The sequence below is a fragment of the Burkholderia alba genome, assembly GCF_034721475.1.
Lineage (GTDB): Bacteria > Pseudomonadota > Gammaproteobacteria > Burkholderiales > Burkholderiaceae > Burkholderia > Burkholderia alba.
This window is the reverse complement of record NZ_JAWJWL010000004.1, coordinates 21,234-43,881: the sequence shown is the minus strand read 5'-3', so window position 1 is coordinate 43,881 and position 22,648 is coordinate 21,234. Positions and strand designations below refer to the sequence as shown.

26 protein-coding genes are annotated in these 22,648 nt (G+C 68.2%); 20 read left to right on the top strand and 6 right to left on the bottom strand.

Annotation, left to right across the window (positions count from 1 at the left end; all coding sequences use genetic code 11):
- Window positions 1-70 precede the first annotated feature (70 nt).
- Window positions 71-1,135 (bottom strand): YeiH family protein, encoded by a 1,065-nt coding sequence (locus RZR99_RS05230; RefSeq protein WP_323118679.1) that lies wholly within the window; start codon window positions 1,133-1,135, stop codon window positions 71-73.
- 112 nt (window positions 1,136-1,247) lie between these two features.
- Between RZR99_RS05230 and RZR99_RS05225 the strand changes: the two genes are divergently transcribed.
- From RZR99_RS05225 to RZR99_RS05180, 10 genes are all read left to right on the top strand, one after another.
- Window positions 1,248-2,147 carry a LysR family transcriptional regulator gene (locus RZR99_RS05225; protein ID WP_323118678.1) on the top strand — a complete coding sequence of 300 codons (900 nt, stop codon included), beginning with the start codon at window positions 1,248-1,250 and terminating at the stop codon, window positions 2,145-2,147.
- A 153-nt stretch (window positions 2,148-2,300) separates the two neighbouring features.
- The gene (locus tag RZR99_RS05220) at window positions 2,301-3,065 is read left to right on the top strand and encodes a sugar phosphate isomerase/epimerase (RefSeq protein WP_323118677.1); all 765 of its coding nucleotides are present in this window, start codon (window positions 2,301-2,303) and stop codon (window positions 3,063-3,065) included.
- 76 nt (window positions 3,066-3,141) lie between these two features.
- Window positions 3,142-4,131, top strand: a complete 990-nt coding sequence (locus RZR99_RS05215) for a sugar kinase (protein ID WP_323118676.1) — start codon at window positions 3,142-3,144, stop codon at window positions 4,129-4,131.
- Window positions 4,132-4,202: 71 nt separating this feature from the next.
- Window positions 4,203-5,483, top strand: a complete 1,281-nt coding sequence (locus tag RZR99_RS05210) for an MFS transporter (protein ID WP_323118675.1) — start codon at window positions 4,203-4,205, stop codon at window positions 5,481-5,483.
- Between the two features lie 4 nt (window positions 5,484-5,487).
- Entirely contained in the window at window positions 5,488-6,465 is a 978-nt protein-coding gene (locus RZR99_RS05205) for an NAD(P)-dependent oxidoreductase (protein WP_323118674.1), read from the top strand.
- Between the two features lie 160 nt (window positions 6,466-6,625).
- Window positions 6,626-6,796 (top strand): hypothetical protein, encoded by a 171-nt coding sequence (locus RZR99_RS05200; RefSeq protein WP_323118673.1) that lies wholly within the window; start codon window positions 6,626-6,628, stop codon window positions 6,794-6,796.
- 213 nt (window positions 6,797-7,009) lie between these two features.
- The gene (locus RZR99_RS05195) at window positions 7,010-7,198 is read left to right on the top strand and encodes a hypothetical protein (protein ID WP_323118672.1); all 189 of its coding nucleotides are present in this window, start codon (window positions 7,010-7,012) and stop codon (window positions 7,196-7,198) included.
- Between the two features lie 10 nt (window positions 7,199-7,208).
- The gene (locus RZR99_RS05190) at window positions 7,209-8,234 is read left to right on the top strand and encodes a LacI family DNA-binding transcriptional regulator (protein ID WP_407655410.1); all 1,026 of its coding nucleotides are present in this window, start codon (window positions 7,209-7,211) and stop codon (window positions 8,232-8,234) included.
- Between the two features lie 57 nt (window positions 8,235-8,291).
- Window positions 8,292-9,080, top strand: a complete 789-nt coding sequence (locus RZR99_RS05185) for a YhfC family intramembrane metalloprotease (protein WP_323118670.1) — start codon at window positions 8,292-8,294, stop codon at window positions 9,078-9,080.
- Between the two features lie 13 nt (window positions 9,081-9,093).
- A complete protein-coding gene (locus tag RZR99_RS05180; protein ID WP_323118669.1) occupies window positions 9,094-9,456 on the top strand; it encodes a DUF3022 domain-containing protein in 363 nt (120 codons plus the stop codon).
- Window positions 9,457-9,549: 93 nt separating this feature from the next.
- On the opposite strand, the gene RZR99_RS05175 is transcribed toward RZR99_RS05180, so the two are convergent.
- Complete coding sequence (locus tag RZR99_RS05175) at window positions 9,550-9,987, bottom strand: PGDYG domain-containing protein (RefSeq protein ID WP_323118668.1); 438 nt, start codon at window positions 9,985-9,987, stop codon at window positions 9,550-9,552.
- Window positions 9,988-10,133: 146 nt separating this feature from the next.
- Here RZR99_RS05175 and RZR99_RS05170 point away from each other — a divergent pair, with 146 nt between their 5' ends.
- Complete coding sequence (locus RZR99_RS05170; protein WP_323118667.1) at window positions 10,134-11,153, top strand: extracellular catalytic domain type 2 short-chain-length polyhydroxyalkanoate depolymerase; 1,020 nt, start codon at window positions 10,134-10,136, stop codon at window positions 11,151-11,153.
- A gap of 84 nt (window positions 11,154-11,237) precedes the next feature.
- Here the strand turns inward: RZR99_RS05170 and RZR99_RS05165 are convergent, their stop codons facing one another.
- Window positions 11,238-11,774, bottom strand: a complete 537-nt coding sequence (locus tag RZR99_RS05165; protein WP_323118666.1) for a Spy/CpxP family protein refolding chaperone — start codon at window positions 11,772-11,774, stop codon at window positions 11,238-11,240.
- A gap of 157 nt (window positions 11,775-11,931) precedes the next feature.
- Here RZR99_RS05165 and RZR99_RS05160 point away from each other — a divergent pair, with 157 nt between their 5' ends.
- From RZR99_RS05160 to RZR99_RS05145, 4 genes are all read left to right on the top strand, one after another.
- The gene (locus tag RZR99_RS05160) at window positions 11,932-12,813 is read left to right on the top strand and encodes a LysR family transcriptional regulator (protein WP_323118665.1); all 882 of its coding nucleotides are present in this window, start codon (window positions 11,932-11,934) and stop codon (window positions 12,811-12,813) included.
- Between the two features lie 44 nt (window positions 12,814-12,857).
- Window positions 12,858-13,322, top strand: a complete 465-nt coding sequence (locus RZR99_RS05155) for an Lrp/AsnC family transcriptional regulator (protein ID WP_323118664.1) — start codon at window positions 12,858-12,860, stop codon at window positions 13,320-13,322.
- Between the two features lie 101 nt (window positions 13,323-13,423).
- Entirely contained in the window at window positions 13,424-14,197 is a 774-nt protein-coding gene (locus RZR99_RS05150; protein WP_323118663.1) for an alpha/beta fold hydrolase, read from the top strand.
- A gap of 209 nt (window positions 14,198-14,406) precedes the next feature.
- The gene (locus RZR99_RS05145; RefSeq protein ID WP_323118662.1) at window positions 14,407-15,507 is read left to right on the top strand and encodes a saccharopine dehydrogenase family protein; all 1,101 of its coding nucleotides are present in this window, start codon (window positions 14,407-14,409) and stop codon (window positions 15,505-15,507) included.
- Between the two features lie 87 nt (window positions 15,508-15,594).
- Here the strand turns inward: RZR99_RS05145 and RZR99_RS05140 are convergent, their stop codons facing one another.
- Entirely contained in the window at window positions 15,595-16,209 is a 615-nt protein-coding gene (locus RZR99_RS05140) for an AAA family ATPase (RefSeq protein ID WP_323118661.1), read from the bottom strand.
- Window positions 16,206-16,346: a cytochrome bd-I oxidase subunit CydX gene (cydX, locus tag RZR99_RS05135; protein WP_323118660.1), complete on the bottom strand. Its 141-nt coding sequence runs from the start codon at window positions 16,344-16,346 to the stop codon at window positions 16,206-16,208. The genes RZR99_RS05140 and cydX overlap by 4 nt, the downstream gene beginning before the upstream one ends.
- 205 nt (window positions 16,347-16,551) lie before the next feature.
- Here cydX and corA point away from each other — a divergent pair, with 205 nt between their 5' ends.
- Window positions 16,552-17,529 (top strand): magnesium/cobalt transporter CorA, encoded by a 978-nt coding sequence (gene corA / locus RZR99_RS05130; protein ID WP_323118659.1) that lies wholly within the window; start codon window positions 16,552-16,554, stop codon window positions 17,527-17,529.
- 19 nt (window positions 17,530-17,548) lie between these two features.
- On the opposite strand, the gene RZR99_RS05125 is transcribed toward corA, so the two are convergent.
- Window positions 17,549-17,839, bottom strand: a complete 291-nt coding sequence (locus tag RZR99_RS05125; protein ID WP_323118658.1) for a YciI-like protein — start codon at window positions 17,837-17,839, stop codon at window positions 17,549-17,551.
- A gap of 375 nt (window positions 17,840-18,214) precedes the next feature.
- Here RZR99_RS05125 and RZR99_RS05120 point away from each other — a divergent pair, with 375 nt between their 5' ends.
- The 4 genes from RZR99_RS05120 to RZR99_RS05105 all read left to right on the top strand — a co-directional run bounded on the left by RZR99_RS05120 (window position 18,215) and on the right by RZR99_RS05105 (window position 22,344).
- Window positions 18,215-18,937, top strand: a complete 723-nt coding sequence (locus tag RZR99_RS05120) for a GntR family transcriptional regulator (RefSeq protein ID WP_323118657.1) — start codon at window positions 18,215-18,217, stop codon at window positions 18,935-18,937.
- A gap of 43 nt (window positions 18,938-18,980) precedes the next feature.
- Window positions 18,981-20,264, top strand: coding sequence for an MFS transporter (locus RZR99_RS05115; RefSeq protein ID WP_323118656.1), 1,284 nt, complete (start codon window positions 18,981-18,983; stop codon window positions 20,262-20,264).
- A gap of 152 nt (window positions 20,265-20,416) precedes the next feature.
- Complete coding sequence (locus RZR99_RS05110; protein WP_323118941.1) at window positions 20,417-21,280, top strand: amidohydrolase family protein; 864 nt, start codon at window positions 20,417-20,419, stop codon at window positions 21,278-21,280.
- A 323-nt stretch (window positions 21,281-21,603) separates the two neighbouring features.
- Window positions 21,604-22,344, top strand: a complete 741-nt coding sequence (locus RZR99_RS05105) for a hypothetical protein (RefSeq protein WP_323118655.1) — start codon at window positions 21,604-21,606, stop codon at window positions 22,342-22,344.
- Window positions 22,345-22,648 lie beyond the last annotated feature (304 nt).

Below are 22,648 nucleotides of genomic sequence, written 5' to 3'. Positions count from 1 at the left end.
GAATCGCACCGCGCCGCGCCCGCCGGATGAACCCGGCGGGCGCGGCGCGCAAATCAGGGCGAAGGGGCGCTCAGCCGAGCCAATGCTGCACCGCCCACGTGATGCCGTAGCCGCCGACGATCAGCCACACGTAGAGGATCAGGCCGGTCGTCAGCGCGCGGGGGCCGGCCTCGCGGATCTGCGACATCCGGGTTTCGATGCCGAGCGCGGTCATCGCCATCGTCAGCGCGAAGGTGTCGAGCACGTTGAGCGTGTGGATCGCGTCGTGCGGCAGCACGTTCATCGAGTTGACGACGACGAGCGCGAGGAAGCCGAGCGCGAACCAGGGCACCGCGATCTTGCGCTTGCCCTGGCCGCCGGCGTGCCGCGCCGAGCGGGCGAGCCATGCGCCGAGGATCAGCAGCACGGGCACCAGCAGCATCACGCGGGTCATCTTGACGATGGTCGCGATGTGCGTGACCTGCGGGCTGATGTCGCTCGCCGCGCCGACGACCTGCGCGACCTCGTGGATCGTGCCGCCGAAGAACAGGCCGAGTCCGGTCGGATCGAGATTCAGCAGGCCGGCGTGGTAGGCGAGCGGGTACGCGAACATCGACAGCGTGCCGAACAGCACGACGCTGCCCACCGCCATCGCGCTCTGATGCGGCTTCGACTGCAGCGTGGACTCGAACGCGAGCACGGCCGCCGCGCCGCAGATCGCGCTGCCGGCCGCGGTCAGCAGCGCGGTGTCGCGATCGAGCTTCATCAGCTTCATGCCGGCCCAGGTGCCCACGGCGAGGGTGCTCGCGACCACCAGCACCGACACGGTGAGACCCGGCAGTCCGACCTGCGCGATTTCCTGCAGGCTCACGCGCAGCCCGAAGAACGCGACCGCGATGCGCAGCAGCATGCGGGCGGAAAAGTTGACCCCGGCGGCCCAACTGGCCGGCATGCCGTCGCGCAGCGCGTTGCCGTAGAGCGCGCCGGCAATGATGCCGACGATCAGCGGGCTGAGGCCGAGCCCGCCGATCGCGGGCAGCTCGGAAAGGCTCGTGACCGCGCCGGCGAACAGCGCGACGAACAGGATGCCGTTCAACTGGCCGCGCATCGAGGGCGCGGCGGCGGCGTTCAAATGAGGGGTAGGGGCGGTAGACATGGCAGCGGGCCTGGTTCGGTCAATCGATAGCCCTTATCCTAATTTGCATATATCGATATGAAAAATTGTGATTTGTGACGTAATATATCGGGAATTCTGATATTTAAGACCCATGACCCCCGATCAGCTGATAACTTTCGCCGCGGTTGCCGACCATCGGAACATCAGCCGCGCCGCGCTGGCGCTGCATTTGTCGCAGCCAGCCGTATCCGGGCAGTTGCGCCAGCTGCAGGAAGAGTTCGGCGAGCCGCTCTACCAGCGCGACGGCCGCGGCGTGCGGCTGACGCCCGTCGGCGAGCAGCTCGCGTACTACGCGGCGCAGCTGCGCGACACCTATGCGCAGGCGCGCGCGTATCGCGACGCGGTGCGCGGCCTCGAGCACGGCACGTTGCGGATCGGCGCGAGCACCACGCCCGCGAGCTACCTGCTGCCGTACCTGATCGCCGCGTTTCAGCCGCTGGCGCCCGGGGTGTCGATCCATACGATGAGCGGCAACACGGCCGACGTGGTCGGCGCGCTGGGTTCGCTCGACATCGCGCTGATCGAGGGACCGCCCGGCGATGCGCTGCCGCCGGGCACGTCGGTGCATCCGTGGCGCGAGGACGAGATCGTCGCGATCGTGCCGGTCACGCATCCGCTCGCGCAGGGACGGGCGGGCGCGCGCCGGCGCGCGTCGCTCGCCGAGCTGAGCAAGCATCCGCTGGTGCTGCGCGAGGAGGGGTCGGGGGTGCGTCAATTGGTCGAGCGTGCGTTCGCGAAGGCCGCCGCGCCGATGCGCGTCGTGCTCGAGATCGCGGGCGTCGAGGCGGTGAAGGAAGCGGTGCGCGCCGGGATGGGGATCGGCTTCGTGTCGGCCATGTCGCTGAATCACGACGACGCGGCGCTGGTGAAGCTGTCGTTCGATCCGCAGCCGCTCACGCGGCATTTCTCGATCCTGGTGCCGCACGGCGCCGCGCCGTCGCGGGCGGCGGCGCGGTTCCTCGACCTGAGCCTCGCGCCGCTTCCCGCTTGAATCCCGGCTGTTCGAGGGCGGGCCACCTCGCCGCACGCGTTCGCAGCGGTATCGTTCCCTAGGGATTTCCTCTATGGCCCGGGCGGCTGCCCGGGCGCAACATTCGTTTTCATATAAATGGAACCGGTTCCATTCAACCGGAGAGAGAAAAAAATGGCTGACATCGTCATCGTGGCGAGCGCTTTCGGGATGGAGGCGATCCGTCGCGACGGGCATCGCGCGTTCGTTGCGGAAGCGGCTCGGGCGGGCGCGGCGGGTTTCGAGGTGCGGCGCGAACTGTTCGCGTCGGAGCACGAGGCGAGCGCCCGGGCGCTCGGCGAACTGGGCGCGGCGCTCGCGGCGGCGGGACTGTGGGCCGTGTATTCCACGCCCGACACGCTGTACACCGACACCGGCGCATTGAACCGCGATGCACTGGCGGCGGCGCTCGCGGAGGCCGACGCGCTCGGCGCGCGCTACGTGAAGTTCCAGCTGGGCGGTTACGCGTCGGAGCCGTGCTTCGACGAGATTGCCGCGCTGAGCGCACCGGCCCGCGCCCGCATCCTGGTCGAGAACGGCCAACTGGCGCAGGGCGGAGCGCTCGCGCAGTTCACCGGGTTGTTCGCGGCATTGCGTGCGAGCCGCGAGCCGGACTTGCTGGGCATGACGTTCGACATCGGCAACTGGGCATGGCGGGGCGAAGCGCCGCTCGATGCGGCGCGCGCGCTGGCCGGACACGTCGAATACATCCATTGCAAGGCGGTGGCGGGCGAGGGCGCGCGGCGTTTCGTGACGGCGCCCGCGCCACACGATCCGCTGTGCATGCCGGTCCTCGCGGCGCTGCCGCGCGACGTGCCGCGCGGCATCGAATTCCCGCTCGACGCGGCCGATTTCGCCGCCGACGCGCGCCGCCGCGTCGCCTGGCTCGAAGCGGCCTGACAACCCTTGCATTAGTCGGCTAAGCTGCGTGCCAGCATCGCCCGCGGCGGCCAGCCGATCCGGAGGAATACCGATCATGCAGAAACATCTCGATGTCGTGACGTACGGCGAGGCGATGGCGATGTTCGTCGCCACGGAGCCCGGCCCGCTCGCCGACGCCGCGCACTTCACCAAACGCATCGCCGGCGCGGACCTGAACGTCGCGATCGGCCTCGCGCGGCTCGGCTTCAAGGTCGGCTGGATGAGCCGGATCGGCCGCGACTCCTTCGGCCGCTACGTCCTCGACACGCTCGCGCGCGAAGGCATCGACGCCTCGTGCGTGACGTTCGACGAGCGCTATCCGACGGGCTTCCAGCTGAAGTCGCGCAACGACGACGGCAGCGATCCGACCGTCGAGTATTTCCGCGCGGGTTCGGCCGCAAGCCGCCTGTCGCTGGCCGATTACGTCCCCGACTACGTGCTCGGCGCGAAGCACCTCCACTTGACGGGCGTCGCGCCCGCGATCTCCGCGTCGTCGTGCGAACTGGCGTTCCATCTCGCCCGCGAGATGCGGGCGGCGGGCAACACGATCTCGTTCGATCCGAACCTGCGGCCGTCGCTGTGGCCGTCTCCGGACGTGATGGCGCGCACGCTCAACGCACTCGCCGCGCTGGCCGACTGGGTGCTGCCGGGCCTGTCCGAAGGACGCCAGATGACGGGCCGCGACACGCCCGCCGACATCGCGCGGTTCTATCTCGAGCAGGGCGCGCGCGGCGTCGTCATCAAGCTCGGCGCGGCGGGCGCCTATTTTCGGACGGCCGACGGCCGCTCCGGCACCGTCGCCGGCGAACGGGTCGAGCGCGTGGTCGACACGGTGGGCGCGGGCGACGGCTTCGCGGTCGGCGTCGTCAGCGCGCTGCTCGAAGGCCGCGGCATCGACGCCGCGGTCGCACGCGGCAATCGCATCGGCGCGCTGGCGATCCAGGTGATCGGCGATTCCGAAGGCCTGCCGACCCGCGACGCGCTCGATCGCTGCGAAAATGTCGCCAATCGGCCGCATCGGCTAGAGGAACCGCTCGCGCAATAAGAGGCCTGCCGTCGATCGGCAAGGGCACAATCGCGACCACCTTCGGCGCCACTATCAGGAGACCCCAAAAAATGCCCGCAACCCTCGCTTTTCGCCGCTGGTGGACGATCATGCCGATCGTTTTCATCACGTACAGCCTGGCCTATCTCGACCGCGCCAACTACGGTTTCGCCGCCGCCGCCGGGATCAACCAGGATCTCGGGATCAGCAAGGGGCTGTCGTCGCTGATCGGCGCGCTGTTCTTCCTCGGCTATTTCTTCTTCCAGATTCCCGGCGCGATCTACGCGGAACGCCGCAGCGTGAAGAAGCTGGTGTTCTGGAGCCTGATCCTGTGGGGCGGCTGCGCGGCGCTCACCGGGATCGTGAGCAACATCCCGTCGCTGATGGCGATCCGCTTCATGCTCGGCGTGGTCGAAGCGGCGGTGATGCCCGCGATGCTGATCTATATCAGCAACTGGTTCACGAAGCGCGAACGCTCGCGCGCAAACACCTTCCTGATTCTCGGCAATCCGGTCACCGTGCTGTGGATGTCGGTGGTATCCGGCTATCTCGTGCACGAATTCGGCTGGCGGCACATGTTCGTCGCGGAAGGCGTGCCGGCGATCCTGTGGGCGTTCTGCTGGTGGTTCCTCGTGCAGGACAAGCCGGCCCAGTCGACCTGGCTGACGGACCAGGAAAAGCGCGACCTCGACGCGGCGCTCGCCGCCGAGCAGGTCGGGATCAAGCCGATGCGCAACTATCGCGAGGCGTTTCGCTCGCCGGCCGTGATCAAGTTGTGCGCGCAGTACTTCTGCTGGAGCATCGGCGTGTACGGCTTCGTGCTGTGGCTGCCGTCGATCGTGAAGAACGGCTCGTCGCTCGGCATGGTCGAGACGGGCTGGCTGTCCGCGCTGCCGTATCTCGCGGCGACGATCGCGATGCTCGCCGCCTCATGGGCGTCCGACAAGCTCGGCTCGCGCAAGGGCTTCGTCTGGCCGTTCCTGCTGATCGGCGCGGCGGCCTTCGCCGCGTCGTACGCGCTCGGCTCGACTCACTTCTGGATCTCGTACGCGCTGCTCGTGGTCGCCGGCGCGTCGATGTACGCGCCGTACGGCCCGTTCTTCGCGATCGTGCCGGAACTGCTGCCGAAGAACGTCGCGGGCGGCGCGATGGCGCTGATCAACAGCATGGGCGCGCTCGGCTCGTTCGTCGGCTCGTACTTCGTCGGCTATCTGAACGGTGCGACGGGCTCGCCCGTCGCGTCGTACGCGTTCATGAGCGCCGCGCTCGTCGCCGCCGTCGTGCTGACGCTGTCCGTCAAGCCGCAGCCGAACGATCCGCCGCCGCTCGCTCACCCGTTGCAAGGAAAATGATTCGATGAAGCCCCGTATCGTCGTCTACAAGCCGCTGCCGGACGATGTCCTCGCGTATCTGCAACAGCATGCCGACGTGGCGCGCGTGGACGGCGCGGATGCGCTCGGCGCCGCGCTCGGCGAGGCCGACGGCGCGCTCGGCGCGAGCGTCAGGATCACGCCGGCGATCCTCGACCGGGCACCGCGCCTGCGCGCGTGGTCGACGATCTCGGTCGGCTTCGACAACTTCGACGTCGCCGACCTGACGCGGCGCGGGATCGTGCTCGCGCACACGCCGGACGTGCTGACCGAATCGACGGCCGACACGGTGTTCGCGCTGATCCTGTCGAGCGCGCGGCGCGTCGTCGAGCTGGCGGAATTCGTGAAGGCGGGCGAGTGGCGGCAGAGCATCGGCGAGCAGTACTACGGGACCGACGTGCAGGGCAAGACGCTCGGCATCGTCGGGCTCGGCCGGATCGGCGCGGCGGTCGCGCGGCGCGCGGCGCTCGGGTTCCGGATGCAGGTGCTGTACGCGAGCCGCAGCGCGAATCCCGACGCGCAAGCGCAGTACGGCGCGCGCCGCGTCGCGCTCGACGCGCTGCTTGCGAGCGCCGATTTCGTCTGCGTGCAGGTGCCGTTGACGCCCGATACGCGGCACCTGATCGGCGCGCCCGAACTCGCGAAAATGAAGCGCGGCGCGATCCTGATCAACGCGTCGCGCGGGCCGGTCGTCGACGAGGCCGCACTGGTCGACGCGTTGCGCGCCGGCACGCTCCGCGCAGCGGGGCTGGACGTGTTCGAACGCGAGCCGCTGCCCGCCGATTCGCCGCTGCTGTCGCTGCCGAACGTCGTCGCGCTGCCGCACATCGGCTCGGCGACTCACGAGACGCGTCACGCGATGGCGCGGTGCGCGGCCGAAAACCTGATCGCCGCGCTGGACGGAACGCTGACGACGAACATCGTCAACCGCGACGCGTTGCAGCGCGAGCAACGCGGGGCCTGATCGTTTCCGCGTGCGCGGACATTCTGTGGCCAGCGCCACAGTGTCTGGCCAAATACGCGGAATTTGCTCGCTTTTCGGCATTCGATCGGTAGAATCCGCTGGGTTCACGCGCATGCGGCGATGCCGGATGCGCGTGTCATGTTTCCATGCGGGAGACTCGATGAACGGCAAGACGATGCACGTCGACATCCTGCGGGCCGGCTGGGCCCGCGGATCGCGACAACGCGGCGCGCAGACGCGGGGAGCGGATTCGCGCCGCGCCGGCGAGCAGGCCGACGTTTCACCCGGGCAGTGCCGCGCCGGGGTCGCGAGCGGGCTTGCATGCCGGTGACGATGCGCGCTGGATCGCCGGTTCGAATCCGGCCATCGGCTCCGTCCATTCTGCACAGTCGCTCTGTCGCGGAACGTTTCTTCCGGTACGCTCGCGTGCGTCGAAACCGGCGCACGGGCGCGCGTTCCATTCATTCCGATTACGCCGCCTTCGGTCTGCCATCGCGGGCCGCGCTAGAGGCGGCCGTCGTGGTGCGGCTGAATGCGGTGCGTTATGATCAGCGCGCTGATTGCGGCAAAACCGTGCGATCCGACGCGCGGCCGCAAGCAATTCAGGGTGTGCAATGGGCCGGGCTCGATTGGCGGCGAAGATCGTCAGTTGGCCTTTCTATCCAACAACAATCGCCTGTCTGCTCACGAGGCGGCGCAGGCCATGTGTCACGAGGCGCTACACGGTGACTGATTCCCCTACTATGACGCAGCGTCCGGCGACGATCAGCGATGTCGCCCGCGAAGCCGGCACAGGCAAGACCAGCGTATCGCGCTACCTGAACGGCGAAACCAACGTGCTGTCCGCCGATCTGCGCACGCGGATCGAAACGGCGATCGCGCGGCTCAACTACCGTCCCAACCAGATGGCGCGCGGCCTGAAGCGCGGCCGCAACCGTCTCCTCGGCCTGCTCGCGGCCGATCTCACCAACCCGTACACGGTCGAAGTGCTGCAGGGCGTCGAGGCCGCGTGCCACGCGCTCGGCTACATGCCGCTGATCTGCCACGCGGCGAACGAGATCGAGATGGAGCGGCGCTATCTGCAACTGCTGACCACGTACCGCGTGGAAGGGATGATCGTCAACGCGCTCGGCGCCGAGGAGGAGGTCCTGAAGCCGCTGCGCGGCGGCGGGATTCCGACCGTGCTGGTCGACCGCACGGTCGAGGGCTTCGAGGCGGACCTGATCGGCCTCGACAACGCGGCCGCGATCCAGGTCGGCCTGCAGCATCTGTTCGCGCAAGGCTACCTGTCGGTGCACTTCGTCGTGCAGCCGTTCGCGCAGGTCAGTTCGCGGCGGCTGCGCGAAGCGTCGTTCCGCGCGGCGCTGGCCGAGCGCGGCGGCCCGGTGCCCGCGACGATCGTGCTCGATCTGTCCGACCCCGACGCGGTGCAGCGCGCGCTCGCCGAGATCGACGCGCAGATCGATGCCGCGTCGGACGCGGGGGGCCGTGCGGCGCTGTTCGCCGCGAACGCGCCCGTCGCGCTCGCGATCGCCCGCCATTTGCGCGGGCGGCACGGGGCCGCATGGCAGCAGAAAGCCGCGCTGCTGTCGATCGACGATCCCGAATGGGCGGAGCTGATCGGCATCACCACGATTCGCCAGCCGACCTATGAAATCGGCTATCGGGCGGTGGAATTCGTCCACGAGCGGATCGACGGCGCGAGCGGCGCCGTGCGCGAATCGCTGCTGCCGGGCGAGCTGATTGTGCGCGCGTCGACCGCAAGCTGAGTATCATGCGGGGCACGCACCGGCCGGTGCGTGCGTTTTCGACCAAGGATTTTGTCAATGACTGTTGCTCCCGGCACGCTGGCGGCGCTCATCATCGCCACGTTGATCGTGGCGTTGCTGCCGATCGGCCTGTATCGATTCCTCCGCAAGCCGATGGCGCTCAACAAGCGCGACGCGATCATCGGCATCGCCGTGTTCACGCTGTTCGCCACCTTGCTGGAGCGCGGCTTCTACGGCCTGCTGCTCGGCCATCCGTCGACCATGCTGTGGCTGGCGAAACCCACGACCTTCCTCGTATTCGGCGCGGTGACGGCCGCGGTGTTCGAGGAGGTCGGCCGCTATCTCGGGATGCGTTTCCTGGACCGGCGCTACGGTCGGTCCGGCGGCGACGGCCGGGGCCTCGGCTACGGCATCGGGCACGGCGGCGCGCAGGCGTGGTTCGTCGGCGTGCTGGTGCTCGGCCAGTGGGTCTACCTGGCATGGCTCGCGAATCGCGGGCAATTGAGCGAGCAACTGGCGACGATGCCCGCCGATCTGGCACTGCGCATCCAGGTGATGCTCGCGACGATGTCCGTGCAATCGATCGCGGTGACGGTGCTGGAGCGGGTGGCGGCGTTCGTGTTCCAGGTGCTGCTGTCGGTGCTGATGTGGCGCGGCGTGCGCACCGGCAAGCGCTGGATCCTGCCGCTGCTGATCGTCGTGCATCCGCTCGGCGATCTGCCGTCGATCCTCTACAACATCGGCGCGATGCCGTTCGAATGGATGGAAGGGCTCTACGTGCTGATGACGGCGCTGTTCGTCGTCTGGCTGGCGCGCAACTGCCGCCCGGCCGCCGCCGCGGCCTGAACGGGCGCCCGCGATGGACGACTACCACTACGAGTGCGCCAGTGCGGAGTTCGGCGATCTCGCGCACGTGATCTGCGATTTGTTCCCCGAGCAGACGCGCTTCGCCGAACGCAGCGATGACACCGGGCGGTTCCTGAGCGTGCAGTGGCTCGGCATGCGCTTCGGCGCGGCGCCGCGCAGGATGACGCTCGATGTGCGGATCGCCCCCGCCGCGCTGCAGCGCTACCTGGCGCTCAAGCCGATGCAGCGCGCGCGCAGCCACGCGGTGCTGCGCGCGTACGTCGAGGCGCTGCTGGGCTCGTTCGAGGAACGGCATGCGGACGGCCAGACCGTGCCGCGCGAAGCGGAACTCGCGCTCGACGAGGAATTCGCGTGAGCGCGTGACGGCCCGCGCTTCACGCAAAACGGCCCGCCAGGTTGTCGACCTGGCGGGCCGTTTCGTCACGTGCGTCCGGTAGAGGCGCCCGCGTCAATCCGTCGCGACGCGGTACACCTGGGCGAAGCGCTGCGCCTGCACGACGCCGTAGTCGCCGGGCGCGTATTGCATCACCCAGTCGCCCGCGACGCCGCGCAGCACGTCGCCGTCGGTCGAACGGGCGATCGAGAACGGCGCGTCCATCCGCTTCGCGAGCACCACGGCGGGACGGTTCCGGTACGCGCCCGCCGCGCCGTGCGCGAGCGATGCGTCGGCGCTCAGATACTTCGCGTCGAAGCGTTCGCGCGACACCACCCAGCGGTCGCCGGTCGAGCCGGTCACGAGCGCGTCGCCCGCGGCATAGCGGTTCGGGCCTTCGAGGCTCATCAGCTCGCCCGCGGCGGCGGCGAATTCGACCTGAACCGTTTCGTTCTTGACGACGCGTTGCGCGGCCGGATCGGCGCGCAGGTCGAGGTTGCTCAGTTCGATCATGACGGGGGCAGGGAAGAAAAGCCCAGCACTTTATCTCGAAATCGTCGCGCATGCATCTGCTTGAACCGGCAGCTTGCGCGCCGAGGCATGCCGCGGCGAAGATGAGCGGCGGCGCCCGGCCGCCCGATCGAGACCAGGAGACCCCCATGCAGACCCCGCTCAGTAAGCTTGCCGCTCTGGCGCTGTTCGCCGCGCTCGCGGCGCCGCCGGGCGTTCGCGCGCAGACGGCCGCGCCGCTGCCCGCGCTCGGCGCCGATCCGGCCCAGGTGTCGGTGTCGGGGCTGTCGTCGGGCGCCTTCATGGCGGTGCAGTATCAGGTCGCGTATTCGGCGTCGGTGAAGGGCGCCGGCGTGATTGCCGGCGGTCCGTACTACTGCGTGGCGGGCAACCTGTCCTATGCCGGCATCTGCATGGGACTCGTGCCTTACGCGCCGCCGAATCCGGCGCTGATGCTGGGCGCGGCGCAGGGCTTCGCGGCGAACGGCCAGATCGACGCGCTCGCGAACCTGAAGCGCGCCCGGATCTACCTGTTCAGCGGCACGCGCGACACGATCGTGCTGACGTCCGCCGTCGATGCGGCCGCGGCGTTCTTCCGGCTCGCGGGCGTGCCCGACGCGAATCTCGCGTACGTGAAGAACCTGCCCGCCGGACACGCGTTCATCACGCCGGCGCAAGGCAATGCGTGCGATACCAACGGGCCGCCTTACGTGAATCACTGCCGTGTCGGCGCGGCGCCCTACGACCAGGCGGGCGCGATCCTCTCGACGATCTACGGGGCCCTGGTGCCGCCGGCGGCGAAGCTGTCCGGGCGGATCGTCACGTTCAACCAGCGGGAATTCGCGCCGGCTTCGAGCGGCATGACGAACGACGCGTACGCGTATGTGCCGCAGGGGTGCGGCACCGGCACGTCCTGCAAGGTGCACGTGGTATTCCACGGCTGCACGCAGCCGGCGGCCGTGGTGCGCGACGAAACGACCTACGACAACTGGGCGGATACGAACGGCATCATCGTGCTGTATCCGCAGGTGGCGGCCTCGAACGTGCCCTACAACCCGCAGGGATGCTGGGACTGGTTCGCCTATACCGGGCAGAACTACGCGTGGAAATCGGGGGTGCAGATGATGGCGGTGCGCGCGATGATCGAACGTCTGGTGGCGACGCCGTAGCGCGGGACGAAAGCGGGAAGGGCGCGGGGCGGTGAACCGCGCCCGCCCGAGCCGGACACTGCCGGAACGGGCGGGTGGTGTGTATTACTGCGCGGCGGGCGCGCTGGCCGCGTCGGCCGCCGGTGCCGCCGCCTTGCTGTCGGCCTTGCCGGCCTTCTTGTGCGCGCGGGCCTTGGTTGGGCCGCCTTGCAGCCACTTGCGGAACGTGGCGTCGGCAATCGCCTTCTGCTCGGGCGGGAACGCGTCGTAGAGCGGCGCGAACGTGTCGGCCAGCTTCTTCGCGCCGTCGGCGTTCGTTTGCGAGAGTTCCGCGTACTGCTTCATGTCGTCGAGCGCGGACACGTTCTTGTTTTCCATCCGTGCGCGGTACAGCCGGCCCATCGCGGCGCCGTTATCGCGCATCGTGTCGGCGAACGTCTTCCATTGCGGCTCCTGCTCCGGCGTGATTTTGAGCTGGTTGTGCAGGTAGGTGATGCGCTCCTCGATGCGCGCCTCGTGGCGCGCGGCGCCTTGAGAGGCCGCGGCCGGTTCGGCGGCGGGAGCGGCGGCGGGCGTCTGTGCATGGACCAGCGCGCTCGACAGCGCGAGTGCGGCGGCAATTGTCAGCGAGAGTTTTTTCATTGGAACTCCAGTGTGGTCGTCGGACGAATCCGTGCGGGGTGATGCCGCCGAGACGGCAGCACGCTTGATTGGGCCGCGCGCTATTAGTATCACGGTATCGGATGAATTTGCAGCGATGCGACATCTGCTTACAACCGAAACGAATGGAAAAACGCCGGTGGATCAACTCGTCAGCATGGAAGTTTTTGTAAGCGTCGTGGAAGCGGGCAGCCTGACGGCCGCGGCCGAGCGCCACGGCATCTCGGCCGCGATGGCGGGCAAGCACGTGAAGGCGCTGGAGACCCGGCTGGGCACGCGGCTGCTGACCCGCACGACCCGCACCCAGAGCCTGACCGAAATCGGCCGCGAATATTACGAACGCTGCCGGCAGGTCCTGAGCGACGTCCGGAGCGCCGACTCGCTCGCGGAGGCGATGGCGGCCGCGCCGCGCGGCGTGCTGAAGGTGACGGCGCCGCTGACTTACGGCGTCGAGGTGTTCGCGCCCGCGGTCACCGCGTATCTCGACGCGTGTCCCGAGGTGGCGCTCGAGCTCGATCTGTCGAACCGGATGGTCGATCTGGTGGAGGAGGGCTTCGACGCGGCGATCCGGATCGGCCCGCTGGCGGATTCGGGGCTCGTCGCGAGGCCGCTCGCGCCGTACCGGGTCTGCGCGTGCGCGTCGCCGGCGTATCTCGCGCGGGCCGGCACGCCGCGCACGCCGGCCGATCTCGCGCGGCACGAATGCCTCGGCCTGCTGCATCGGGGCAAGGAGGGCGGCTGGCGCTTCGATCCGTCGCCCGACGCGACCGCGGTGCCGCGCGGCCGGTTCCGGGCGAACAGCGGGCAGGCGCTGCGCGAGGCGGCGCTGCAGGGCTTCGGAATCGTCATGCAGCCCGAGGCGCTGCTCGCCAAGGAGATCGCGAGCGGCGCGCTGGTGCCGGTGCTCGACGCGTACATGCCGAAGCCGTCGATCGTGCATCTGCTGTATCCGCGCGATCGCCGCGCGACGCCGAAGCTGACCAGCTTCGTCGATTTCGTCGTCGAGCGGTTGGGCGCCTAGCCGTTCGACGCTATCATCGCGGCATTCTCATTTCCGTCCACGTCATGCGCCCACCCCGTCTCGACCAGCTCGACGAACTCGACCGCAGCCTGGTCGCGCTGCTGCAGGCGAATGCGCGCGCGAGCGTCGCCGATCTCGCGCGCCAGCTCGACGTCGCGCGCACTACCGTGCTCGCCCGGCTCGCGCGGCTCGAACGCACCCAGGTCATCGCGGGCTACAGCGTGCGGCTCGGCCAGGATGTGCTCGATGCCAGCATCTATGCGTACGTCGGCATCATCCTCGCGCCGAAGTACGGCAAGGACGTGCTGAAGCGGCTCGACCGGATGCCGGAAGTCCAGCTGCTGTGCGCGGTGAGCGGCGAATACGATTATGTCGCGTGGCTGCGCGCCGATTCGCCAGAACGGCTCAACGACCTGCTCGACCAGATCGGCGCGCTCGAAGGCGTCGAGCGTACGACCACGTCGATCATCCTGTCGCGCAAGATCGATCGCGGCACGATCGGCGGCTGACCGGCCGGGCCGCCGCCGACCCCTCGACACCCGGCGCTTGCCGGGTTGCGCAAGATGATGTCAACGGTGGGTCACGTCCGTTTCTTCACGGGGGAAGTCAAATGACCGCTCTCTATCGTCGCGTCGGAACGGGGCCGCACTCGGTCCTGGTGCTGCACGGCTGGTTCGGCGACGCGCACGCGTTCGAGCCGATGGAAGCCGCGCTGTCGCAGGACCGGTTCAGCTATGTGTTCATGAACTACCGCGGCTACGGCGCGCGGCGCGGCGTCGGCGGCGCGTTCACGATCGACGAGATCGCCGCGGATGCCCTCGCGCTCGCCGATGCGCTGGATTGGCCGCGCTTCAGCCTGATCGGGCATTCGATGGGCGGCCTCGCGATCGAGCGGGTGGCCGCGCTCGCGCCGGCGCGGGTGCGGGCGCTGGTCGCGATCACGCCGGTGCCGTGCGGCGGGGTCGCCTTCGATGCGCCGACCCGCGCGATGTTCGAGGCGGCGGCCGGGCAGCGTGCGCTGCGCGAGGCGATCATCGATCGCAGCACCGGCGGCCGGCTGCCGCGCGCCTGGCTCGAACGGATGGCCGCGTATTCGTGGACGCACTCGGACCCGCGCGCATTCGCCGCGTATTTCCACGCGTGGGCCGATACCGACTTCAGCGCCGAACTCGACCGGCGGCAGCGCGTGAAGGTGCTGATCGGCGAGCATGATCCGGTGATGACCCCGGCGCTGATGCGCGCGACCTATCTGACCCGCTATGCGGAGGCGAGCGTCGAGGTGATCGCGAACGCCGGCCACTATCCGATGGACGAAACGCCGCTGGCGCTGGCGGCCGCGATCGAATCCTTCCTGGGCGCCGACGCGCCCGCGCAACCCGCCTAGCGGTCGGCACCCGGGCGCCCGGCCGCTTTCCCGCGATCGGCGCCTTTATAGCGCGTTTACGTCGAATGGTCGAAAATCTTCGACGGATCGTCGAAATCCGAAGTCATTTCGCATCATTTTCCCTCTATAAACTGTTTTTGCACCCTCTTAAACTCTCCGGGAAGGCTATACGCCGTTTACAACAAACCCACCTGTCAGGAGAGCACATCATGAAAATCGCGATCGTCGGCGCGGGCCTCATCGGCCACACCATCGCCCACCTGCTGCGCGAAACGGGCGACTACGAAGTGGTCGCATTCGACCGCGATCCTGACGCGCTGGCGAAGCTGTCGAACGAGGGGATCGACACGCGGCGCGTCGATTCCGCCGATGCCAGCGCGATCCGCGAGGCGGTAAAGGGCTTCGACGCGCTCGTCAATGCGCTGCCGTACTACCTGGCCGTGAATGTCGCGGCCGCCGCCAAGGCCGCCGGCGTGCACTATTTCGACCTGACCGAAGACGTGCGCGCGACGCATGCGATCCGCAGCCTCGCCGAAGGCGCGGACCACGCGTTCATGCCGCAGTGCGGCCTCGCGCCGGGCTTCATCGGCATCGCCGCGCACGAACTGGTGAACGGCTTCAGCGAAGTCCGCGACGTGAAGATGCGCGTCGGCGCGCTGCCTGAGTATCCGACCAACGCGCTCAAATACAACCTGACGTGGAGCGTCGACGGGCTCATCAACGAATACTGCCAGCCGTGCGAAGCGATCCGCGACGGCCGCCAGCAATGGGTGCAGCCGCTCGAAGGTCTCGAGCATTTCTCGCTGGACGGCACCGAGTACGAGGCGTTCAACACGTCGGGCGGCCTCGGTACGCTGTGCGAGACGCTGTCGGGCAAGGTCGAGACGCTCGACTACAAGTCGGTGCGCTACCCGGGCCATCGAGACCTGATCCAGTTCCTGCTCGAGGATCTGCGCCTGTCGAGCGACCGCGACACGTTGAAATCGATCATGCGCCGCGCGGTGCCGTCGACCAAGCAGGACGTGGTGCTGGTGTTCGTGACGGTGACGGGAGTGAAGAACGGCCAACTGGTGCAGGACGTATTCACGCGCAAGATCTTCGCGAAGGAAATCTGCGGGATGCCGATGAGCGCGATCCAGATCACGACGGCGGGCGCGATGTGCGCGGTCCTCGATCTGTTCCGCGAACAGAAGCTGCCGCAAAGCGGTTTCGTGCGCCAGGAGCAAGTGCCGCTGTACGCGTTCCTCGAGAACCGCTTCGGCAAGCTGTACGAGGGCGGCACGCTCGAACGGATGCATGCGCTGGCCTGACCCGGCCGGCGCGTCAACCAGGCAGGGCCGAACCTGAGAAACCGCGCCGGGACGGCGGCACACCGCCGCTCGGCGCCATCAACACAATCACGCGGGCAAGGGCGGCACCATCGCGCCCTGAGCCGGCGGCACTAGCGCATGCAGCAGCGCGTCGACGTCCGCCGCCGACGGCGCGGTGTTGTCGAACATCAGCAACCCTTTGCATTCGTCGCCGGCCGGCACGAAACGCCGCTGCCGGTATTCCTCCCAGTGCGCGAGCTTGTACGCGTCGTTCGGATTGTCGCGCGCGACGATGCGCGCGTGCGCGGTGTCTTCCGACGTATGCACCCAGACCACCCTCAGATCGACCTCGAGCCCGATGCCGAGCCATTGGCGGTTGAGCAGCCGCCGGTCGCGGATCTCGCGCGACAGCGGACCGACGACGATCACGCTGATGCCGAGTTCGAGATTTTCGCGGGCGGTGTCGAGCAGCCCCTGGTATTCGGGGTCGCGCAGGTGCTGGAGGTAGAGCGGGCTGTCCCGGTCGTTCGGATCCTGGGTCAGCGCACCCATCGCCGCCGAACTGTAGCGGCCGTACAGCGTGTCCTTGTCGAGCAGGCAGAAGGCCTTGCCGGTCGCGCGCATCAGCGGCCCGATGAGCCGCTTCGCGAGCGAGGTCTTGCCGGTGCCGGCGTGGCCGCAGAAGAACACCAGATGGGTCACGGACGCGGGCTCTCCGCGGGCGCGGCCGGCGCGTCGGGGTCGCGCGGGAAGACGCCGTTCGCCTCGAGCCACATCACGTTGATGATGCCGAATCCGAGCGCCACACCGATGCCGAGTATCCACGAGAAATACCACATAGCAGTCTCCTTGACCGTGTGTGCGGAGCGAGGCGCCCGACGCGCGCGGGCGCCTCGAATCGATCGCGGCGGCCCCGGTGCCGAGGGCGCGGCGCATGCAGCCCGATCATGACCAATAACGGCGGCCGGTGCAAGAGAAGCGGGCGGCGGGTTTGCGCGGACCCGGTAAACTACGTCCGGAACATGACCCGAGCCCTTCACCACAATGCTGATCAACTGTGCTGCATACCAGGACGGCCGCAAGCTGGCCGACATCGATATCGACCACATCAGCGACTACGTCGCGAAGCCCGAGTGCTTCGTCTGGGTCGCGCTGAAGGATCCTTCGCCCGAGGAGATCGAGCGCATGGGCGACGAGTTCGGCCTGCACGAGCTGGCGATCGAAGACGCCCGCAAGGGCCACCAGCGTCCGAAGATCGAGGAGTACGGCGATTCGCTGTTCGCGGTGCTGCATACCGTCGAGATCGACGAGCAGGACGAGTTCGTGCTCGGCGAGGTCAACGTGTTCGTCGGACCGAACTACGTGCTGTCGATCCGCAACCATACGCAGACCGGCTTCCAGGACGTGCGGGCGCGCTGCGAGCGCGAGCCGCATCTGCTGAAGGAGGGCTCGGCGTTCGTGTTCTATGCGCTGATGGACCAGATCGTGGACCGCTATTTCCCGACGCTCGAGGCGCTGGGCACCGAACTGGAGGAACTGGAGGACCGGATTTTCGCGAAGGCGAATCTCGCCGCCTCTCGCGCGATCATCGAGGATCTGTACTCGCTGAAGCGCCGGCTCGTGACGCTGTACCAGCATACGGCGCCGCTGATCGAGCCGCTGTCGAAGCTGTTCGGCGGACGGACGCCGCAGATCTGCAACGGCATGGAGCATTATTTTCGCGACGTCTACGACCATCTGCAGCGGATCGTGAAGACGATAGAAGGGCGCCGCGAAATGGTGGTCACCGCGATCCAGGTGAACCTGGGGATGATCTCGCTCGCGGAGAACGAGGTGACGAAGCGGCTCGGCTCGTTCGCCGCGCTGTTCGCGATCCCGACGATGATCGCCGGGATCTACGGGATGAACTTCAACAACATGCCCGAACTGCGCTGGGAGTACGGCTTCTACGCGTGCCTCGGGCTGATGCTCGTCACCGACCTCACGCTGTGGTGGCGCTTCAAGAAGGCCGGTTGGCTGTAGCCGCGCGCGGCGCGCAGGGTCACGCGCGGGGCGCGTGCCGGCCGACCACCACGGTCCACGGGCGCACCCGCCAGCGCGTCACGAGCCCGTTCAGCACGTAGGGATCGGCGCGCGCGAACGATTCCGCGACGGCGGGCGAATCGCCCTGGAAGATCAGCACGGCCTGGTCGGCCGGCTCGGCGAGCGCGCCCGCGAGCAGCAGCTCGCCGCGTTCGGTCGCGGCCTGCGCGAGCGCGAGGTGCTCGGCGCGGAATGCGCCGCGACGCGTCAGGTAGTCGTCGACGAGTTCGTAGGTCAGCTGGTAATGCATGCGGTCATGCTCCTGGTGAGGCGACGGCCCGCCGATGGGCCGCCGATGCCGCGATTTCGGCGCGGTCCGGTTCTGTTCGCATCCACCTTAGCGGTTTGCGCCGGCCGCTTCAATGTCCATGCCCTTCGCGCGTTTGCCCCGATCCGAGCCGTGTGCCGTGCGGTTAGCGTGAGCCGGTACGATTCCGCACCGATGAAATCAACTTTAATAAAAACATTAAAAATATAGCTTAAATCAATGATTTAAATAGAAAAACTCAAATAGATTCATGCGTCGCCGACGGGCTTTCGTCTGAATGCAGGGTCTTTCCCGATGGTATCGTCTCGTCACTCATACAATCATATATATGACTAGATAACCAATGGACTTCACCTCATGCAAGCCGACGACCGCCTGCCGCGCTACCAACGCCTGCGCGACGAACTGGCCACCCAGATTGCCGATCACCGCTGGCGTCCGGGCGAGGCGATCCCCACCGAACAGGAACTGGCGCGCACCTACGGCGTCGCGGTCGGCACCGTGCGCAAGGCGGTCGACGTGCTGGTCGCGGACGGGCTGCTCGAACGCTTCCAGGGGCGCGGCACGTTCGTGCGGCGCGCGAGCTTCGACGGCTCGCTGTTTCGCTTCTTCCGGTTCCAGAGCCGGCGCGGCGAGCGGCGCATTCCGGCGAGCCGGATCCTGATGCGCGAAGTCACCGACGCGCCGAGCGCCGTTGCGACGACCTTGCAGATCGAGCCCGGCGCGCGGGTGATCCGGATGTCGCGGCTGCGCCTGATCGACGACACGCCGATCCTCGCCGAGGAGATCTGGCTGCCGTTCGAGCCGTTCGCCGCCTTCGCGGCGCTCGAGACGGCCGAGATCGGCGATCTGCTGTACCCCGTCTACGAAGCGCACTGCAATCAGGTGATCGCGTCGGCCAGCGAGACGCTGACGGTCGACGTCGTCGATCCGATGCACGCGCGGCTCTTGCGGATCGAAGCCGGCACGCCGGTGGTCGTGATCGAGCGCCTCGCGTACGGCTACGACCGCCGCCCGCTCGAATGGCGCCGCACGCGCGGGCCGGCGAGCGAGTTCCTGTACCAGGTCGAGATCCGCTGAGCGCGGCGCGCCGATACGACAACCATTCCTGGAGGAGACCCCGATGTTCAACTGGTTCAAGGCCGTTTCGCCGGCAGAGAAACGCACCTTCTGGGCGTGTTTCGGCGGCTGGGCGCTCGACGCGCTCGATGTGCAGATGTTCAGCCTCGTGATTCCCGCGATCATTGCCGAATGGGCGATCGACAAGACCCAGGCCGGCTTCGTCAGCGGCGCGACGCTGGTCGCGTCCGCGCTCGGCGGCTGGGTCGCGGGCGCGCTCGCCGACCGGATCGGCCGGGTCCGTACGCTGCAGATCACGGTCGCGTTCTTCTCGATTTTCACGTTCGCCTGCGCGTTCGCGCAGAACTACCCGCAGTTCCTCGTGTTGAAAACACTGCAGGGCTTCGGCTTCGGCGGCGAATGGGCGGCGGGCGCGGTGCTGATGGCCGAGTCGATCCGCGCCGAGCATCGCGGCAAGGCGATGGGCACCGTGCAGAGCGCGTGGGCCGTGGGGTGGGGCGCCGCCGTGCTGCTGTACACGGCGAGTTTCCTGCTGATGCCGCCCGACACCGCGTGGCGGGCGATGTTCGCGGTCGGCATCCTGCCGGCGCTGCTGATCCTGTACGTGCGCCGCAACGTCGAGGAACCCGAGGCGCCGCGCCGCGCCGCCGCGCCGGCGGGCGAACCGGCCGCGCCGCTGGTCGGCATCTTCGCGCCGCAGATGCTGCGGATGACGCTGATCGGCGCGCTGCTCGGCGTCGGCGCGCACGGTGGCTACTACGCGCTGATGACCTGGCTGCCGACCTACCTCAAGACCGAACGGCACCTGTCCGTGCTCGGCACGGGCGGCTATCTCGCGGTGATCATCGTCGCGTTCTTCTTCGGCTGCATCGCGAGCGCGCACCTGCTCGACCGGATCGGGCGCCGCGGCACGATCCTGCTGTTCTCGGTCTGCTGCGTCGCGACCGTGACGCTCTATCTGTTCGCGCCGCTGTCGAACCACGCGATGCTGGTGCTCGGCTTCCCGCTCGGGTTCTTCGCGGCGGGCATTCCGGCGAGCATGGGCGCGCTGTTCAACGAGCTGTATCCGCGCGGGATGCGGGGCACGGGCGTCGGGTTCTGCTACAACTTCGGCCGCGTCGCATCGGCGGCTTTTCCGGTGATGGTCGGCCATCTGTCGGCGACCACCTCGCTCGGCTTCGCGATCGGCATCGACGCCGGCATCGCGTACGCCATCGTTGCGCTCGCGGTGCTGATGCTGCCGGAAACGCGCGGCCGCGCCCTCGCGGAAAGCCTGCCCGAGCTGCAGGGCGAGGGCGCGCCGGCCGGCCAGCCGGCGCGGCATTGACACGGGCCGAACCCGGCGGGGCCGCGCGGACGGACGGCGCGACACAGGCGCCGCCCCGCCGGCCATCACATAATGACGGAGACAATCGAATGACGGGTAGACCCCTCGGCGGCGGCTGGTCCCGCCGCGCCTTCAATCAAGGATTTCTGGGAATGCTGACGATGACCGCCCTAGGCGGCTGCGCGATCTCGCCGCGCGGCCCGAAGATCACGGCGATCGACACCCATGCGCACGTGTTCGCGCACGACCTGCCGCTCGCGCAGCAGCGGCGCTATGCGCCGGACTACGACGCGCCGCTGCAGGCCTATCTCGCGCAGCTGGACGCCCACGGCATCTCGCACGGCGTGCTGATCCAGGTGAGTTTCCTCGGCACCGACAACCGTTACCTGCTGAACGCGCTCGCCGCGCAGCCCGGCCGGTTGCGCGGCGTCGCGGTGATCGACCCGGCCGCGACCGATGCGGCCCAGCTCGATGCGCTCGCGCGCGGCGGCATCGTCGGGATTCGTCTGAACCTGTTCAACGCGCCGGACCCCGACTATCGCAGCGCCGCCTGGCAGGCGCTGCTGCCGAAGCTGGCCGCGCTCGGCTGGCAGGTCGAGGTGCACTGCGAGGCGCGGCGCCTGCCTCAGGTCGTGGGCCCGCTGCTCGACGCGCAGCTGAAGGTCGTTGTCGATCACTTCGGCCGGCCCGATCCGGCGCTCGGCATCGACGATCCCGGGTTTCGCTATCTGCTGACGCTCGGGCCGTCGCGGCGCGTGTGGGTGAAACTGTCGGGCGCCTATCGCAACGGTCCGAACGGCGTCGGCGAAGCCGTCGCGCGCGCGGCGACGCCGCGGCTGAAGGACGCGCTCGGGCTGGACCGGCTGATGTGGGGCAGCGACTGGCCGCACACGCAGTTCGAGCGTCGGACGAACTACGACGATGCGTACCGGTTGATCCATGCGCTGCTGCCGGATCCGGACGAACAGCGCGTCGTGCTGGCCGATACGCCGGCTCGATTGTTCGGCTTCGCGTAGCAGACGGCGCGGGCCGTCGTGCGAAAGCGGCCGCGCTCTGGCTGCTGCCAGGTCCGGTTGTTTCGCGCGGGGCAATGCGATTGCGCCGCCGGTTCCGTTCCGGCGAGGCGCTCGCAGGCGGCGAGTCGCCGAGGCCCGCGAGCGCCTCGCAACCGCGTATGGGCGGCTTCGGCCAACCGGCCGAAGCCGGCGGGCATGACCGGCGCAACGGCCCATGACCTCTCCGAAACGGCCAAATTGTCCCGGACATCCCGCGGATTCCTTTGAGGCGCGACACACGGCTTGATACAGTGAGCCGTCTTCATCTCACAGGATCTTCAAGCGTGGCGTACTACCAGTCGAATGCGGTCTACCAAGGCCTCGAACATACCGGGCAGCACCCGTTCTCATGGGTGTCGGGAAATGCATGGATGCTTGTCTATGGCGACGGCGCGGCGATTCCGCGCGTCATGGTGCTGGCCCATGGACGTTCGTGGAAGCCCGATCCGACGGCGATGCGAGTGTTCGAAACCATCGCCGGGCACGCGGCGCTGCCGGTCGCCCGGATCTCGTTCGACGACGAGGACGGCGCGCTGATCGGCGATGTGCGCTATGCCGACAACCTCGCGGGTCCGGCCAAGACGATCTCGCTCTCGGCGCTGAAAGCCGAGTTCCAGTCGTTCGGCCTTCCGGTGAGGGGCGGCGCCTGCGGGAAAAGCATCAACGATGCGTCGAGCAGCGCGTATCAGAACTGGCAGCGGGACAATCTGGGCGCGATCACGGTTTCCGACATCGATCTCGTCAGGATCGACGACAACGGCCCCGTCGAGATCGTGGAACTCAAGCGTTCCTACTACGCCCTCGACGAATGGCGCCCGTTCAGGAACGACTTCACGAACTTCAACCTCCTGGGCGCCGTTGCCGAGGCGGCGGATCTGCGGTTCACGATCGCCTACAACCATCGGCAGAAGACCCCGTTCAGGGACGATGCGTCGGTGCTCTCGCTCTTCGACTATCCCGCGCCGAACGAACCTCAAGCACTCGGGCATGTCTCGTTCGGGGATTTCGTCGCCGGAAGATATTGATTTCCCGGCGCTCGCTTGGCCGCGCAGGACGCTAGCCCGGTGACGGCCGGGAGGAACCGGGCCGCGGTGCGGCGAGGACAGATCGGGCGGTCGGCTCAACGAGCCGTATATCGCGCGGGCGGACATCACGGACATCGGCGCTGCGGAACGCTCCTCTGAGCGCAGGGCAACCGGATCGGGTTGGATTCGAGTACGTTCGCGCGATCCGTGCGTGCCGCGAAGACTCGCCGCGCGCGCCGCGTTCGAATTGCCGTATGCCCGGAGGGCACGCACCGGCATGGGATAATCGCCCCCTTCGCCGTCT